Source organism: Salinimicrobium sediminilitoris, from assembly GCF_020866905.1.
Lineage (GTDB): Bacteria > Bacteroidota > Bacteroidia > Flavobacteriales > Flavobacteriaceae > Salinimicrobium > Salinimicrobium sediminilitoris.
Map to the genome: position 1 here is coordinate 721579 of NZ_JAIVCC010000005.1, position 17224 is coordinate 738802.

The window sequence follows — 17224 nt, forward strand, 5'->3', positions numbered from 1 at the left end:
TCCTTTGGAGCAGAACTACAATTTCAGGTTTTGGCTTTCAAATTCCTTTGCACTTCTTTGTGTTCTGGTACTCTCTTCGCCAACCCTGGCGCAGGATACCATCGTTGAACAGGATACCGTAAAAACAGGTCATTCACTGGGAAAATTGAGGTTATCTAATCCGAACAGTATAGTTGCCGCTTACACCTATGATCCCGTCCTTGACCGTTATGTCTATAGAGAAACTTTAGGAAAGTTAAATATTACCGCTCCCCTTATCCTTACTCCCGAAGAATACCAGGAGTTGGTGATCCAGGAAGAAATGAAAAATTACTTTCAGGAAAAATCTGATGCGCTTTCGGGAAGAAAAGAAGGTACAGAGGAAGATCAGCGGGACCTGCTTCCCGGGTTTTATGTGAATTCCGATTTCTTTCAGAATATATTTGGTGGTGGTGATATTGAATTTATTCCGCAGGGATCTGTCGCACTGGATTTGGGAATTCTTTATTCAAAAAGAGATAATCCTGCTTTCTCACCCCGAAACCGAAGTACGTTTACTTTTGATTTTGACCAGCGAATCCAGCTGAGTCTCCTCGGAAATGTGGGTGAGCGCCTAAAAGTAACGGCAAACTACGATACCGAGTCTACTTTTGATTTTCAAAACCAGCTGAAACTGGAGTATACTCCTACCGAAGATGATATCATTCAAAAGATCGAGGTGGGTAATATCAATATGCCACTTAATTCGGCTTTGATCCAGGGCGCGCAAAGTTTATTTGGGGTAAAGACTCAGCTTCAGTTTGGAAAGACCACGATAACCGGGGTTTTTTCTGAACAGAAAAGTGAACGGCGAACGGTAAATGTTGAAGGCGGGGCAACCGTCCAGGAATTCGACAAATTTGCAATTGAATACGACGAGAACAGGCACTTTTTCCTGGCACATTACTTTCGTGACCATTACGATGAAGCACTGGAAAATTATCCTTTTATAAATTCCAACATACAGATCACCCGGGTACAGGTATGGGTGACCAACAGGACAAATAACGTACAAAATCTCACCGATACCCGAAATATTGTTGCGATTCAGGATCTTGGGGAGTCCCCGGTACCGGGAAATATAGGTTTGGTAAATCCGCCGGCAGGTTTTTTCAATCAGCCGGAAGGTGCCTTTGCCGATAACCGCAATAATGATCTAAACCCTTTTGGGATAACCGGGCCGTTTGAATCTGTGCTTACTCCCGCAATTAGAGATGTGGCAAGGGTGGAAAGCGGGTTTGGTGGCCTGCAGGTTTCAGAAGGAAGGGATTACGTGAAACTGGAAAATGCCAGGCAGTTAAAACCTTCAGAATACCGCTTGAACTCCAGTCTTGGATATATTTCCCTGAATCAAAGACTGGCAAGTGATGAAATTCTTGCTGTCGCTTTTCAGTATACTGTTGGAGGAGAGGTCTATCAGGTAGGGGAATTTGCAAGTGACGGGATCGATGCCTCGGGTGGTACGGGAGAGGAATCTTCAATTTCTCAAAACCTGGTAGTGAAGATGCTTAAGAGTTCGGTCACCAATGTTGATGAACCGGTATGGGACCTTATGATGAAGAACATCTACAACCTGGGGGCTTTTAATCTGGAGAGAGATGATTTTCGAATGAACATCGTGTACACAGATCCTCAACCCCTTAATTACATTACAGGAGTTGAAGGCGTGCCTTTACCCGAAGATGTGGAGCAAACAACCCTTTTAAGGGTATTTAACCTCGATAATCTCAATGTTTCGGGGGATCCAATAGTAGGCGGAGACGGGTTTTTTGATTTTGTGCCGGGAATTACAATTAATCCCGAAACAGGGAATATAATATTCACCTCTGTAGAGCCATTTGGAAATTACCTTTTCAACAAACTGGATCCCAATCCTAATGCAGGTTCAGAAATTTATGAGCTTCCCGAAACCTGGAATGCCAATCAGCAAAAATACGTTTTCCGGGCGCTTTATAATACTACCAAAACTCAGGCAGAGCAGGAGCAGGCCGAAAAGAACAAGTTCCAGCTTCGCGGGCGCTACAAATCCTCTAATGTTGAAGGTATTCCGATTGGTGCTTTTAATGTGCCACAGGGATCGGTAACAGTTACCGCGGGAGGAAGAGTGTTGCAGGAAGGGGTTGACTATGTGGTGAACTACCAGTTTGGACGGGTGCAGATCCTGGATGAGGCTTTATTGGCTTCAAATATTCCCATCCAGGTATCAACAGAGAATAATGCCCTTTTCGGGCAGCAAACAAAACGGTTTACCGGGATTAATGTCGAGCATCTTTTTAATGAAAATTTCCTGGTGGGTGCCACTTATCTTAACCTTAATGAACGCCCGCTCACACAAAAATCCAATTACAGCTACGAACCCATCAATAATACTATCCTTGGGCTCAACCTGAATTATTCAACCGAATTGCCATTTTTGACACGCTGGGTCAATAAACTTCCCAATATTGATACAGATGTGTTCTCCAATCTTTCCCTGCGCGGTGAAGTGGCGTATTTGTTGCCGGGTGCGCCAAAAGGAAGTGAATTCGAAGGTCGTGCCACCACTTATGTGGATGATTTTGAGGCAGCGCAAACCTCTATTGCTATTGACAATCCGCTGGGATGGGAACTTTCCAGCGTTCCTCTTGGTTTTGGCGGCGAACTGGCTAACGGAAATCTCGCTACCAATTACAAAAGGGCGAAACTTGCCTGGTACAGCATAGATCCTATTTTCTACGGAAGCAGCAGACCTTCGGGAGTTACAGACTCAGATCTTTCCAGTTACGCGACCCGAAGGGTTTTTCTCAATGAGATCTTTCCGAATGTAGATGTAGTGCAGGGCCAGTCACAGGTGCTATACACTCTTGACCTGGCTTATTATCCGGGAATAAGAGGGGCTTACAATTTTAATCCTGCAGCTGCCGGTGGCAATAACCTGCCAAACCCTGCAGAGAATTTTGGGGGTATATCCCGGGCGATTAACTCGACCAACTTTGAGCAGAGTAACGTGGAATACATAGAGTTTTGGATGATGGATCCTTTCCTGTATTCAGAAAATGCGGGAAATCCCGGAGGGAAGCTGGTCTTTAACCTGGGAAACATTTCTGAAGATGTTTTAAAAGACGGGCGGAAGCAATACGAAAACGGGCTTCCTGTAGATGGCGGTGTGCAGAATACGACCCTTACAGAATTTGGTAAAGTGCCTTCCAACCAGTCACTAATTTACGCTTTCAATACTGAAGGGCAGGAAAGACTAAACCAGGATACTGGATACGACGGACTTTCTGATGCAGAAGAAGCTTCTCAATTCCCTGCTTTTGGAAACCTTCCCGATCCTGCAGCCGATAATTATGATTATTTCCTGAATGCTTCAGGAGGAATTCTGGATCGCTATTTTGACTATAATGGTATTGAAGGTAATTCCCCACCAGATGTTACCAATACCAACCGCGGCAACACCACTTTACCTACAGTTGAAGATCTAAACCGTGATAATACCATGAACACGGTTGATAGCTATTTCGAATATGAGGTTCCTGTTTTTCCGAATATGAGCATAGACAATAGCCGCTATGTCACAGATGTCAAAGAATTTTCAATTGATTTGCCTAACGGGCAGGAGTTACCTGTGAGATGGTTGCAGTTTAAGGTGCCAATTTATGAGCCAACCGCTGCTCGCGGAGGAATTGGAGATTTCAGGTCTATAAGATTTATGAGGATGTATCTTACCGGCTTTGAAGATCCCACGGTACTCAGGTTTGGAACTATGGACCTGGTGCGGGGGGATTACCGTAGATATACCCAAAGTTTGGATCCCGATAAATCTGATCCTACCAATGAAAGCACCACTTTTACTGTCGCTTCAGTAAGTATTGAGGAGAATGAAAACCGCCAGCCTATCCCTTATGTCTTGCCACCCGGTGTGGATCGTGAGGAATTGATGAATAATAATACCAGGGTGAGACAGAACGAGCAGTCGCTTGCCGTGACAGTTTGTGATCTCGAGCCGCAGGATTCCCGCGGAGTATATAAGAACTTCCAGTTGGATATGAGGCAGTACAAGAATCTTGAGCTGTTCATTCATGCCGAACCTTTGGTAAACAGGCTAAAATGGCAGGATGGTGAGTTGGTGGCCTTTGTGCGGATTGGTACAGATTTTACCGATAACTTCTACCAGATAGAGATCCCGCTAAAACCAACCGAATTTGGTGCAGCGTCTGCTTCGGAAATTTGGCCCGTGGAAAACCGCATGAACCTGGCATTGGAATTACTGCAGGAGGTGAAAGCAAAAGTGATTGGAAATCCCGATTTGGTGTCTACGGAACTCAATTTCTTTAATGAAACAGGAGAGCAGGTTGCAGCGGAAGCACCTTACGAGGTGGGCCAGTTAAGAATAGGGATCAAAGGAAATCCCAGCTTTGGGAATGTAAGGATGCTCATGTTAGGTGTCAAAAATGGCCTTTCTGAAGCCACTTCCAGAAACCTTTGCGGGGAGGTATGGTTCAATGAACTTCGTTTGTCTGAACTGGATAATGAAGGAGGCTGGGCAGCGATCGTGAATATGGACGCCAACGTGGCCGATTTTGCGAATCTTTCGGCTACCGGAAGAAGGAGTACTGTTGGTTTTGGTTCTTTGGAACAGGGACCAAACCAAAGAAGCAGAGAAGACTTTTTACAATATGATGTGGTGAGTAATCTCAATATGGGGCAGCTTTTACCACCCTCCTGGGGCGTGAAAATCCCTGTGAGCTACAGCTATGGCGAAGAATTAATTACTCCAAAATATGATCCCGAATATCTTGATCTGGAACTGGAAACTGTGCTGGATAATGCCGCAACAGACGAAATTAGGGATGACCTTAGGGAAAGGGCCGAGGACTTTACCCGGCGTCAGAGTATAAATGTAATAGGACTTCGTAAGGAAAGATTGGGAGAGGACAAACCTATGCCTTACGATATTGAAAACCTTAGCGTTTCCGGAAGTTATAATCAGGTGGATCACCGGGATTTTGAAATAGAAGATGCCTTTGATCAAAATGTGCGGGTAGGAGCTACTTATGACTATACTTTTGCACCTGTGAATATTGAGCCTTTGAGAAATGTAAAGGCCTTGGACAGCAGTGCGTATTATGCCCTTTTAAGGGATTTTAATTTCAACGTGTTTCCATCAAACGTAACTGCAACCTCTACTATATTCAGACAATATAATGAGCAGAAATTTAGGGAGATCAATTTGCCTCCCGGTTTTATTAATGGGATTCCAACGCTTTACCAGAGAAACTTTTTGTTTGACTGGCAGTATACTATTAATTATAACTTCACTAAAAGCCTGCGGCTGAATTTTGATTCCTCAACCAACAGAATTGTTCGCAACTACCTTGATGAAGATAACAACCCCGATACTACTACAGATATTTGGGACGGCTTTTTCAATGTAGGTATTCCAAATCAACATTACCAGTCCTTACAACTCAATTACGATTTGCCCCTGGCAAAGGTTCCTGTACTTGAATTTGTGAAGGCGACCTATTCGTACACAGGAAATTTTCAATGGGAGCGGGGCTCAGAAATTTATCAAACTCTGGAAGACGTGCCCGATCTTGGAAATAGTGTTCAAAATTCCAATGTACACCAGGTAAGCGCAAATATGGAAATGCAGACCTTGTATGATTACTTTGGTCTAAAGAAAAGGACACGACCGGGAGGAGCCCAAACAATAGAAGAGCGCAGCAGAGCAGTGCCTACTTTAGACGGGGATCAACCAAAAGCTCCAGCCCCGGCAGATATTGCCCGGCTAAGTGCAGGGGATAGAACCTACAACACTTTTGTGGGGCTTCTAACTTCCATTCGAAGGATACAGGTAAATTACCAGGAGAACAACGGGACCTTCCTTCCCGGTTATACCAATGACATAGGATTTATGGGTACCTGGAATCCAACCTTCGGCTTTACACTGGGAAGTCAGGAAGAGGTGAGATATATGGCAGCCCGTAAAGGCTGGCTTACTTTATATCAGCAATTTAATCAGCAGTACACGCAGGTCGAAAATGAACAACTGGGGATCAATGCTGATATTTCCCTGTTGCCAGATTTAACCGTTCAGCTTACCGCAGGCAGGTTATATTCAGAAACATTTCAGGAAAATTACAGGGTAATAGGAGGTCAATATGTGCCGCTTACCCCATTAACTTTTGGGAACTTCAACATTTCTACCATTCTTCTTAAAACTGCTTTCAATCAAAGTACGGCTGAATCTTCGGCGACTTTTCAGGATTTCAGGGAGAACAGGCTGGCAGTGGCAAGAAGACTGGCTATAGAAAATGGCCTTGATCCAAATGAGACAGATGAATTTGGCTATCCTGTAGGCTACGGAAAAAATAATCAGGATGTATTGCTACCGGCATTTTTAGCTGCTTATTCGGGTTCAGATCCCGATGATGTGGCGCTGGGAGCATTCAGGGATTTCCCTCTTCCCAACTGGAACCTGAAATATACCGGCTTTATGCGCCTGCCGTGGTTCAAAAAGAATTTCAAAAGATTTTCTGTTAATCATGGTTATACTGCAGGATATACTCTTAACCAATTCCAGACCAATTTAGATTATGATCCTGCCAATCCCCGCGATGTAGACCAGGCAGGGAACTACAAGAGTGAGTTGCTTTTTTCCAATGTTAATCTTACTGAACAGTTTAGCCCTCTTGTTCGGGTGGATATGGAAATGGCAAATTCTATCAAAATTTTAGCCGATATTCAAAAAGACAGGGCGTTGTCATTAAGTTTTGACAATAACCTTCTTACCGAAATAAACGGGAACCAATATACTCTCGGTTTAGGATACCGTATCAAAGATCTAAAGATCGACACCAAGATTGGGGGGCGTCAAAGAATTCTTAGCAGTGACCTCAATTTTAAGGCAGATGTTTCATACCGTCACAACGAAACCGTTATTCGATATCTGGACATAGACAATAGTCAGGTTACTGCGGGACAGGATATCTGGGCCATCAATTTTACGGCAGATTATGCCCTTTCAAAGAACCTTACCGCGCTGGTTTACTACGATCACAGTTTCTCGGAATACGCAATTTCAACAGCTTTTCCCCAGACTACAATCAGGTCTGGAGTGACTTTGAGATATAACTTCGGAAATTAGCGCAGGGGGCTTGACTAAAAGGATTAAAAAATTAACTTTGTTATATTAAAAAACTAACCATGAAGATTCCAAAAGACTTAAAGTACACCAATGATCACGAATGGGTGAGAATTGAAGGGGATGTTGCCACTGTAGGTATTACCGATTTTGCTCAGGGTGAGCTGGGAGATATCGTTTATGTAGAAGTTGAAACTGTAGATGAAACTCTGGATAGAGAAGAAGTGTTTGGTACTGTTGAAGCAGTAAAAACAGTTTCAGATCTGTTTGCACCGCTTTCGGGTGAGATCATTGAATTCAATGAGAGCCTGGAGGACGAGCCGGAGAAAGTTAATTCAGATCCTTATGGAGAGGGTTGGATGGTAAAGATTCGTTTTACCGATGCTTCGCAGATCGATGATCTTTTAAGTGCCGAAGAATACACTGAAGTTGTTGAAGGTTAAACTTCTTTTTCTTCTAACTGCAGTATCTTATACGATTCTAATACTATACCTGTCTCTCATTAATCTTGCAGATACCCCGGTTAAAGAACTTGGGGTGAGTGATAAGGTTATGCACGGCGGGGCCTATTTTGGTCTTGGACTGCTGTGGATGTTGTTTGTGCTCTTTTCTTTTAAGGAAAACAAGCTTTTTAAGAAAATTCTTATTATTTCTGTAAGTTCAATAGCCTTTGGCATTTTTATTGAGGTTCTGCAGGATACATTGACGAGTTATCGACAATTGGATCTATATGATATTTTTGCTAACACTCTGGGTGTTGTTCTTGCAGGAATTGTTGTGTGGACCTTAAGGAAATATCTAATCAGGTTAAAAGCCAAGATTAATTTAGATTTAATGAAAAATTAATTATTTTAGCCAACCTATAATTAAAACGGAATTATGAAACCCAAAAAAAATCCAAAAGCTGATTTATCCAGGAGAAGCGTTTTGTTCTTCCAGATTGGAATGATCGTGATGCTTTTCATTACCTGGAGGGCGATTGAGTGGAAAACCTATGATAAGGAAGCGATTGATACCGGGATGGTTGATATGGATGCCTTTGAAGAGGAAGATGTGCCAATCACCGAATTGAATACACCACCGCCACCACCACCGCCACCACCGCCACCAGCACCCGAGGTTATCGAGATCGTAGAAGATGAAGAAGAAGTTGAAGAGACGGTGATCGAATCTACCGAAACTAACCAGGAAGAGATCGTGGAAGTTGAAGAGGTAGAGGTTGTTGAGGAAGAAGAAGAAATTGGGGACGTTCCGTTTGCTGTTATTGAAGATGTACCTGTTTTTCCCGGATGTGAAAACGAGAAAAACAACCAGGCCCGTAAGGACTGTATGAGTGAAAAGATCAATGACTTCGTGAACCGAAGATTTGATACAGGTTTAGGTAGTGATCTTGGACTTTCTGGAATCAACAGGATCTATGTGCAGTTTAGGATCGAGAAGAATGGTAATATAACCGTTCTTGGAGCGAGGGCTCCACATCCACGTCTACAGCAGGAAGCAGAAAGAGTAGTGAACATGCTACCTAAGATGCAGCCAGGGAAACAACGTGGTCAACCGGTTGGGGTGCTTTATTCCCTTCCTATTACTTTTAGAGTACAGGACTAACTTAGTCGTTTAATATATTTTTGAAAATCCCGCACTTGTTGCGGGATTTTTTATTTCCGATCATTTGGTGTAGGAAGATTTAATTTCTGTAGGATATTTTAATGAAGTTTCTGCTATTTGGCTTAATTATTGAAGTTGTGCTAATTGATTAACTAAAAAGATGTTTTTAGTTTCTCCTTTTGGCCTCAGGAATCATTAATCTTTATATATATTATGGAAAATAAGAAAAACACTAAAGTAGATCTCGCAAAAAGGAGCATTTTATTTTTTCAGCTGGGCCTTATTCTTGCTCTTTTATTGGTCTTTCAGTTAATCGAATTCAGAGTCGAAGCGGAGCCGGTTTCTAAGGAGGAGCTTGTAATGGCAGATCCTTTTGAAGATGAGATGGTGCCCGTGACCAAAGTCGAGGAGGCAAAACCGCCGGAACCACCAAAAGAAATTGCGGAAGTAGTTGATGTAATTGATGATGATGTTGATAAAAAAGAAGATATAATCGCCTCAACAGAGAGTGAGGAAAAGATCCTGGAGGTAGCCGAAGTAGATTTCATTGAAAAAGAAGAGCCTGTTGAGGAGTACAATATTAACTCGGTAGAAGAAGTTCCTGTTTTTCCCGGCTGTGAAGGTCTGGAAGATAACACCTCCCGTAAACAGTGTTTTAGTGAAAAGGTGAATAGATTGGTTGGCCGCACTTTTGATACCAGCCTTGGAAGTGAGCTGGGGCTATCTGGTCTTCATCGTATTTATGTGAGCTTTAAAGTACAAAAAGATGGAAGTGTGAAGGTCATTGGTGTTCGTGCTCCTCACCCCAAGCTTGAGGAAGAAGCCAGGAGAGTTATACTACAATTTCCCGAATTAATTCCGGGTAAACAGGGAGGAATACCGGTAGGGGTAACATATTCACTGCCTATCACTTTTAGAATACAGGAATAAAATGTTTTGAAAATGCCATTTTTAATCCCGCACCTGGTTGCGGGATTTTTGATTGTATGAAAATACTTCAAGTTTTTAAAATAATGTATCTTTCCGCAGTAATCTATTGAGCATTGTGCAGGCTATGACAAAAATTTACACGCTCTTCCTTATATTTCTTCCGTTACTTGCCTTTTCCCAGACCTTTAAAGGAGATCCTGAAAGATTTCCCCGTTTTTCTGAATGTGAAAATGTGGAGTTTGAACAGGAGGAAAGTTGTTTCAGAAAGATTTTAAAACAAAAGATAAGCAGGGAATTTCAATTGCCACAAATAATTTCTGAAGACGATTATAGAGGAGAAGTAATAGTGCTTTTTGAGGTCACCCGTGATGGAGACTTTGAAATAATCTTTATCGATGCAGCTTATTCCGAATTAAAGGAGGAGATAAATCGCATTTTTAAGACCCTTCCGAAGATCTCTCCTGCTACCTACAACAGCAGGCCAATTAATATGCAGTTCCGTATGCCGGTTAAAATTCCTTTTGAACAAGAGGAAGCTGTGTCACCCACATATAACGAGGAATTAGAAGTTGTAAAGGCCGAAGTAGCAGCTCCTGTTGTACGAAAAGAAGTGACAGAAGAGTATGATGAAATCAAATCATTGGACATTGGTAATCCACGGTTTGAAAGTGAGATCAATATTCCTCTATCGCACGAACTTTACAGTAGGTTTGAAGATGAGGTGAACAGGGTAGGGACTAATTTTCACACTTCCTCCAAGCCTTTTCTCTATTCGGAAGTACAGCCTTATTACAATTTTGAGGCTAAGCTTGCCGCGCTTCAAAAGCCTGTAGACTCTTGGGTCGGGAGAAAAATTTGGAATGAGCATCTTTTTAGATTTCAAGGTGAAGATTACTGGTTCACAGTAGATTTTGCTCTTGACCTGCAGGTGGGGAAAGACTTTGACAGTGAATTGGATGTTACCTACAATAATACAAGGGCTGCCATTTTTCAGGGTGGACTCGGTAAAAATTTTAGCTTTTATTCTGTAGTTTATGAGAACCAGGGAAGATTTGCAGATTATTTTAATCATTATGCCGAATCAATAAGACCTGGTTCTGAAGGTGCGGCTATTATTCCCGGGCGTGGAATTGCCAAGCCATTCATGGGGCAGGCCTATGACTATCCTGTCGCCGAGGGTTATCTTTCCTACAGCCCCGGCAAATTCTTTAATTTGCAGTTTGGCCATGGCAAAAATTTTATTGGGGACGGTTATAGGTCACTATTGTTGAGTGATAATGCATCTCCATATCCTTTTTTTAAGCTCAACACCACTTTCTGGAAGATAAAATACACTAACACGTGGATGTCTTTGCGTGATGTACGGCCCGAAGTTACGGGAGAGGACTCCTACCGCACAAAATTTATGGCCAACCATTACCTGAGTTACAATGTGACAAAGAGACTTAATATTGGCTTTTTTGAATCTGTAATGTGGGAGAATGACAACAACCGCGGCTTTGATCTCAATTACCTAAACCCGGTGATCTTCTACCGTGCTATTGAATTTTCGACCGGGGGACAGGCTGGAAATGCCATTATCGGCCTTACCGGGAAGTATAAGTGGAATAACAGTTTCCTTACTTATGGCCAGTGGCTTATTGATGAATTTTCTTCCAGTGATGTTTTTGGGGGAGAGGGAAGCTGGAAGAATAAACATGGATTTCAGTTAGGGACAAAATATTTTAACGCTTTTAATGTAGAGAACCTTCACCTGCAGCTGGAATACAATCAGGTGCGGCCTTACACCTATTCTCACAACACTATTACGCTCAATTATGGTCATACAAACCAATCCATGGCGCATTTATGGGGAGCTAATTTTAGGGAGCTTGTGGCTATTGCCCGATATAAAAGCGGAAGGTATTATGGTCATGTGAAGGCGATATACGGGGAACGTGGTTTTGACTTTTCAGAAAATGGTGATTATTACGGCGGAAATATCTACCGCAGTGAGGAGGAACGCCCTCTGGAAACAGGCGTAAGGATTGGTCAGGGAAATAATACAGATTCATTCTTTGCTCAAACTGAAATTGGCTACATTATAAATCCTGCCACAAATCTTAAATTTTTCGGCAGCTTTATTTACCGCAATTTTGATCCTGAAATTAATACTGTAGAGCACTCTGATAATACCACATACTGGGTAAATATTGGGCTTCGGACAGATATTTTTAACTGGTACTTTGATATGTAAGTTCTATAATGGATTGAGAATCAATAGCTATATTTTTTTGGGATTATTAATTTAACGTCTTCGTGGACTTGGTAGAAAACAATTAAGAAGTATCTTTGCGCCAAAATTCCCTTTTTTGGAAAACACCCAAGTACATAGTCCTGCAATTTCTCTGGTAAGCGATCTAAAGGAGGTTACCAAGATGAGACTGGCAATAAGTGTAGTCTTTTCTTCGGTTGCCGGTTATTTTTTAGGAGCAGAATCTGTTGATCTCCTCACAGTGATCATGTTGTCGATTGGAGGGTATTGCCTCGTTGGAGCCTCAAATGCCTATAACCAGATCCTTGAAAAGGATCTTGACTCTTTAATGAAGAGGACCAGTAACCGTCCTGTTCCTTCAGGAAGAATGTCGGTTAATACTGCTTTCATTATTGCAAGTTCCCTCACGGTACTGGGGCTGGTAATTCTATATCTTATCAATCCCAGAACAGCAATGTTTGGGGCGATCAGTATTTTTCTTTATGTAAGTGTTTATACACCTCTTAAGACCAAGACCCCACTATCTGTATTTGTGGGTGCCTTTCCGGGTGCCATCCCTTTTATGTTAGGATGGGTTGCAGCTACGGGAGATTTTGGTATTGAGCCGGGAACATTGTTCATGATACAATTCTTCTGGCAATTTCCGCATTTTTGGGCCCTTGGCTGGTGGTTGTATGATGATTATGCTAAAGGTGGTTTCTTTATGTTACCCACGGGGAAAAGGGATAAGGGTACTGCGGTACAAATCGTTTTATACACCGTTTGGACTGTAATAGTTTCTCTAATACCCGTAACCGGGATGACAGGGGCACTGTATATTACGCCGTTTTCTGCGGTACTTGTACTTCTTCTGGGAATGGGAATGTTGTTTTATGCCGTACAGCTTTACCGGAAGAGAGATGAAAAATCGGCTAAAAAACTTATGCTGGCAAGTGTTTCATATATCACTCTGCTGCAAATTATATATGTATTAGATAAATTAATTCGAGTATGGATTTAACACAAGGAACCCAAGCGTACAAGCAGGGCCGGGCAAAAAAGATGATGCTGTGGTTTGGGATCATAAGTATGGCTATGATGTTCGCGGGACTTACCAGTGCTTATGTAGTAAGTACCAAGCGACCGGACTGGCTTACTGAACTTCAATTGCCAGTCACCTTCATTTGGAGTACTTTGGTAATATTTTTAAGTAGTATTACCTTTCATTTTGCCATAAAAGCAGTGAAGCAGAACAATCATTCTCTTGCTACTTCAAGTCTTGTTGCGACTTTATTACTTAGCATCGGGTTCATTGTTTTGCAATTTATGAGCTTTAATGAGCTGCTGGAATCGGGATATTTCTTCACAGGGAGTGCGAGTAGCGTTACTACTTCCTTTCTGTATTTGATCGTAGGATCGCATTTAGTCCACCTTTTAGGAGGAATAATTGTGCTTTTGGTGATAATTTATAACCATTTTAAACAAAAGTATTATGCTGGGCAAACACTTGGATTAGAACTTGGTGCTACTTACTGGCACTTCGTGGATGCCCTTTGGATTTACCTGTTTTTATTTTTATATTTCTTTAGATAAATAAAAAACCTATTTTTGCCCATACTTTAAAAATCAAACTCTTTCTATGGAAGCGACTGTGACCAGAACAGGTACCGAAGGAAAAACATGGGGTGGTGGAAATCAACCTCTAAAGGTGAGCTATGGAAAAATGATGATGTGGTTCTTCATATTGTCAGATGCGCTTACGTTTTCGGGATTTCTTGCCTCTTACGGTTTTGCCCGATATAAATTTTCTGAAAGCTGGCCTATCGCCGATGAGGTTTTTACCCACTTTCCCTTTTTGCACGGAGTAGAGGCGCCAATGTACTATGTGGCATTAATGACCTTTATCCTTATTTTTTCCTCTGTAACTATGGTTTTGGCTGTAGACGCAGGGCATCAAATGAAGAAATCCAAGGTGACCTTTTATATGTTGTTAACCATTATTGGAGGTATAGTCTTCCTTGGTTCGCAGGCATGGGAATGGAAAAATTTTATTCAGGGTACTTATGGGGCAGTTGAAACCAGGGGTGGAAATGTGCTGCAGGTAGTAAATGATGAAGGACATCGTGTTGCTCTAGATGAATTTGTGGTTGCTGCACCAACAGAGAGATTACAACAAACACGTTCTAATGCCTTGTGGTTTGTAGACGAACCTACTTTACCACGCTTTACGATGGAAGACGTGCTTGTGGGATTTGCGGCTAATCCAAACCTGCATATTAGGACTCAGCAGTTGACTGAGACAGGAGAGAAGGTTGTGCTTACCAGAGCGGAGTCTTTAGCTAAACTTGAAAACGAAGGAATTGGAATTATTGAAGGGGCTAATCTTCAAAAGAATGAATATGGTAATCCTTTATTTGGAGGCTTCTTCTTCTTTATTACTGGATTCCACGGGTTTCACGTCTTAACAGGAGTTTTGATCAATATCATTATTTTTTTTAATGTTCTTATTGGGACTTACGAAAGAAGAGGGCATTATGAAATGGTGGAGAAGGTAGGACTGTACTGGCACTTTGTAGACCTTGTATGGGTATTTGTATTTACTTTCTTCTATTTAGTATAATCTGGAATACATTATAAAATGGCACACGATACAACACACGCACACCAATCGAATACAAAAAGGATCTGGACCGTATTTATTATTCTTTCAGTTATTACCATTGTGGAGGTAATTCTGGGAATCATCAAGCCCGAGGTACTAACAGATACTTACTTTATAAGCTTAAAATTAATTAACTGGATCTTTATTGTGCTTACCATCTGGAAAGCATATTATATTACCTGGGCCTTCATGCACATGGAAGGTGAGACGAAAGGACTAAGACGTTCTGTAGTCTGGACTGCGGGTTTTCTCATTGTTTACCTGGTTTTCATTCTCCTAACCGAAGGAGATTACGTTCATGAGGTAATGAAAAGAGGGCAGGTAGCCTGGGATTTTTAAAAGTTAAAACATTAGGAAAAGGCGGTTTTAAAACCGCCTTTTTTTATTTTTGTGCACATCTTTCCGTAAAAGATAACATGAAAAAATTCTTTGTCATTTTTGTGCTTTTTGCACTCCCCCTTGGGGCCTATTTGTTCTTCGCTTCAGGAGTCAATAATTTTGCACGTCTGCCTGTGCTTACGCAGGAAATTTATCAGTTGGAATCCTTCAGAAGTCTTGAAGATGAAGAGGAGGAGGTGAGCTTTGATGGCAAGATCACCATTCTGGGTTTTCCAGGTGGTGAGCCACTTGAATATTCCAACAATGCCTATCATCTTGCTGAAAAAATTTATGACCGCTATGCGGAATTTAAGGACTTCCAGTTTGTTTCTGTAATACCTTCGGGAAGTGAGGCTGAAGTTGAAAAGCTTCAGGATAAAATTTCCAAAGTTATAGATCTTAAAAAGTGGAAATTTGTCACAGGTACTTCCGAAGAGATCAACGCGTTATTTGACAGTCTCAATACCGATCTTGAATTGACCGGTGATCTTTCTACTCCCAATGTATTTATTATTGATAAGGAAGGAAAGCTGCGTGGCAGGGACAAAGACGACGATGGGAATGAACTCTATGGCTACGATACTGGCTCTATTTTTGTACTCAACAACAAAATGAATGATGACGTAAAAGTTATCCTTGCAGAGTATCGCCTGGCACTAAAGAAATATAACAGAGAGAATACCGAGAAATAAATGAAAAATTACTCCTACATAGGAATTTCCTTCGTGATCTTAATTTTTGGGATCATAGTTGTTCCCGAGATTATCGACAGGATAAACGAACGGGAAGTGGTCTCTTCCAATAGGTCTGATGGACAGGAAGAACGTGCTTCAGAAAATATTGAGCTGGAGTATATTATGGTGAACCAAGAAAAAAAGAAGGTTCCCGCATTTGAATTCATAGATCAGCACGGGGATACTATTACCAATAAAGATTATGAAGGTAAAGTCTATATAGCAGAATTCTTCTTTTCTACCTGTCCTACTATTTGTCCTATTATGAAAGAAAATTTAGTCCAGGTGCAGGATGTTTTTGCTAAAAATGATGATTTCGGGATCGCTTCCTTTAGCATAGACCCACAGCATGATACTCCCGGAGTTTTAAAAGAGTATGCTGCCTTGAATAACATAACCCATCCAAACTGGCACTTGTTGACCGGGAAGCGGGAAGAAATTTACGATCTCGCGAATTCTGGATTCAATATTTACGCCGGGGAAGATGAAAATGCCGAGGGAGGTTTTGCCCACTCCGGTTATTTTGCACTGGTTGACAAAGAAGGCTATATAAGATCGCGAAAGGACCGACATGGAAATCCTATCATTTATTACCGTGGGTCTGTGCCGCGTAAATCTATAGTGGAACCCGGTGAGGAAGAACCTCAAATAGATATTTTGATTGCAGATGCTAAAAAACTTGTCAATGATAAATAGGAAGTCCGATAGGGTGATGGTACCGGCCATTTTGGTGATCTCCATTTTGGTTCCCGTGCTTGTGCTAATTTTAATGTACCTCCCCGAGAGGTATGATGTATTGGGAGGAAATTTCAATAATTTCCCTCTGTTTCATGCTGTTCTTAATTTCTTTACTGCCCTGTTACTCATTGCAGGGTATTTATCAATGAGAAAAAAAGAATTGGCGTGGCATAGAAATTTAATGATTTCAGCATTTTTCCTGTCGGCAGTTTTTTTAGTGAGTTATGTGATCTCCAAAATAAGCAATGAGCCTGTGCCTTATGGTGGGGAAGGTGTACTTAAATATATTTATTTCTTTATTTTGATCACGCATATCCTGCTTTCGGCAATTATTGTTCCCCTGGTTTTGTTCACCATGTACCGCGGTCTTACAGGAGAGGTGGGAAAACATCGTAAAATTGCCCGCTATACTTTTCCAATATGGTTATATGTAGCTGTGACAGGAGTGTTGGTATATTTATTTATGGCTCCCTATTATTAATATTATGAGAACACGAATCTTACTTAGTGCATTTTTAATACTGGCTCTTTCTTTTGATGCAGAAGCCCAGTGTGCAATGTGTCGGGCTGTTCTTGAGAGTGGAGAAAGCCAATCGGCTGCTGAAGGTATAAATGACGGGATCCTGTATCTCATGATCTTTCCTTACCTTTTAATGGCCGGTATAGCCTATTTTATTTGGAAATCCCGGAAAAAGACCCGTACCCAAGAATAGCATTCTTTTCTTTCAAAAATGTGCTTTTTCTGAATCTTTTTCTTAAAACTGTAACATTTCCCCTTTTTGCAAGTCTAATGGTTG

14 protein-coding genes are annotated in these 17224 nt (G+C 41.6%); all 14 read left to right on the plus strand.

Annotation, left to right across the window (positions count from 1 at the left end):
* The first annotated feature begins 4 nt into the window (after positions 1-4).
* The 14 genes from sov to LA313_RS08405 all read left to right on the plus strand — a co-directional run bounded on the left by sov (position 5) and on the right by LA313_RS08405 (position 17140).
* The gene (gene sov / locus LA313_RS08340) at positions 5-7150 is read left to right on the plus strand and encodes a T9SS outer membrane translocon Sov/SprA (RefSeq protein WP_228914224.1); all 7146 of its coding nucleotides are present in this window, start codon (positions 5-7) and stop codon (positions 7148-7150) included.
* A 59-nt stretch (positions 7151-7209) separates the two neighbouring features.
* On the plus strand, positions 7210-7590 hold the full coding sequence (gcvH, locus tag LA313_RS08345; RefSeq protein WP_228914225.1) for a glycine cleavage system protein GcvH: 381 nt from the start codon (positions 7210-7212) through the stop codon (positions 7588-7590).
* Positions 7556-7993: a VanZ family protein gene (locus LA313_RS08350; protein WP_228914226.1), complete on the plus strand. Its 438-nt coding sequence runs from the start codon at positions 7556-7558 to the stop codon at positions 7991-7993. Before gcvH ends, LA313_RS08350 begins: the two co-directional genes overlap by 35 nt.
* Positions 7994-8026: 33 nt before the next feature.
* Positions 8027-8752: an energy transducer TonB gene (locus LA313_RS08355; RefSeq protein ID WP_228914227.1), complete on the plus strand. Its 726-nt coding sequence runs from the start codon at positions 8027-8029 to the stop codon at positions 8750-8752.
* A gap of 213 nt (positions 8753-8965) precedes the next feature.
* Positions 8966-9682, plus strand: coding sequence for an energy transducer TonB (locus LA313_RS08360; RefSeq protein WP_228914228.1), 717 nt, complete (start codon positions 8966-8968; stop codon positions 9680-9682).
* 124 nt (positions 9683-9806) lie between these two features.
* Positions 9807-11918: a gliding motility protein RemB gene (locus LA313_RS08365; protein WP_228914229.1), complete on the plus strand. Its 2112-nt coding sequence runs from the start codon at positions 9807-9809 to the stop codon at positions 11916-11918.
* 115 nt (positions 11919-12033) lie between these two features.
* On the plus strand, positions 12034-12936 hold the full coding sequence (gene cyoE, locus LA313_RS08370) for a heme o synthase (protein ID WP_228914230.1): 903 nt from the start codon (positions 12034-12036) through the stop codon (positions 12934-12936).
* A complete protein-coding gene (locus tag LA313_RS08375) occupies positions 12927-13508 on the plus strand; it encodes a cytochrome c oxidase subunit 3 (protein ID WP_228914231.1) in 582 nt (193 codons plus the stop codon). Before cyoE ends, LA313_RS08375 begins: the two co-directional genes overlap by 10 nt.
* Positions 13509-13554: 46 nt before the next feature.
* A complete protein-coding gene (locus tag LA313_RS08380; protein WP_228914232.1) occupies positions 13555-14535 on the plus strand; it encodes a cytochrome c oxidase subunit 3 in 981 nt (326 codons plus the stop codon).
* An 18-nt stretch (positions 14536-14553) separates the two neighbouring features.
* On the plus strand, positions 14554-14916 hold the full coding sequence (locus LA313_RS08385; RefSeq protein ID WP_228914233.1) for a cytochrome C oxidase subunit IV family protein: 363 nt from the start codon (positions 14554-14556) through the stop codon (positions 14914-14916).
* Positions 14917-14993: 77 nt separating this feature from the next.
* Positions 14994-15647: a hypothetical protein gene (locus LA313_RS08390; RefSeq protein ID WP_228914234.1), complete on the plus strand. Its 654-nt coding sequence runs from the start codon at positions 14994-14996 to the stop codon at positions 15645-15647.
* Entirely contained in the window at positions 15648-16385 is a 738-nt protein-coding gene (locus LA313_RS08395; RefSeq protein WP_228914235.1) for an SCO family protein, read from the plus strand.
* Positions 16375-16908 (plus strand): DUF420 domain-containing protein, encoded by a 534-nt coding sequence (locus tag LA313_RS08400; protein WP_228914236.1) that lies wholly within the window; start codon positions 16375-16377, stop codon positions 16906-16908. Before LA313_RS08395 ends, LA313_RS08400 begins: the two co-directional genes overlap by 11 nt.
* Positions 16909-16912: 4 nt before the next feature.
* The gene (locus LA313_RS08405) at positions 16913-17140 is read left to right on the plus strand and encodes a hypothetical protein (RefSeq protein ID WP_228914237.1); all 228 of its coding nucleotides are present in this window, start codon (positions 16913-16915) and stop codon (positions 17138-17140) included.
* The last annotated feature ends 84 nt before the right edge of the window (positions 17141-17224 follow it).

Bases quoted from the DNA above. Each gene is read 5' to 3' on its own strand.
- LA313_RS08355 (WP_228914227.1), top strand. From the start codon at position 8,027: ATGAAACCCAAAAAAAATCCAAAAGCTGATTTATCCAGGAGAAGCGTT.
- LA313_RS08360 (WP_228914228.1), top strand. From the start codon at position 8,966: ATGGAAAATAAGAAAAACACTAAAGTAGATCTCGCAAAAAGGAGCATT.
- LA313_RS08390 (WP_228914234.1), top strand. From the start codon at position 14,994: ATGAAAAAATTCTTTGTCATTTTTGTGCTTTTTGCACTCCCCCTTGGG.
- LA313_RS08375 (WP_228914231.1), top strand. From the start codon at position 12,927: ATGGATTTAACACAAGGAACCCAAGCGTACAAGCAGGGCCGGGCAAAA.
- LA313_RS08365 (WP_228914229.1), top strand. From the start codon at position 9,807: ATGACAAAAATTTACACGCTCTTCCTTATATTTCTTCCGTTACTTGCC.
- LA313_RS08380 (WP_228914232.1), top strand. From the start codon at position 13,555: ATGGAAGCGACTGTGACCAGAACAGGTACCGAAGGAAAAACATGGGGT.
- LA313_RS08405 (WP_228914237.1), top strand. From the start codon at position 16,913: ATGAGAACACGAATCTTACTTAGTGCATTTTTAATACTGGCTCTTTCT.
- gcvH (WP_228914225.1), top strand. From the start codon at position 7,210: ATGAAGATTCCAAAAGACTTAAAGTACACCAATGATCACGAATGGGTG.
- LA313_RS08385 (WP_228914233.1), top strand. From the start codon at position 14,554: ATGGCACACGATACAACACACGCACACCAATCGAATACAAAAAGGATC.
- LA313_RS08400 (WP_228914236.1), top strand. From the start codon at position 16,375: ATGATAAATAGGAAGTCCGATAGGGTGATGGTACCGGCCATTTTGGTG.
- LA313_RS08395 (WP_228914235.1), top strand. From the start codon at position 15,648: ATGAAAAATTACTCCTACATAGGAATTTCCTTCGTGATCTTAATTTTT.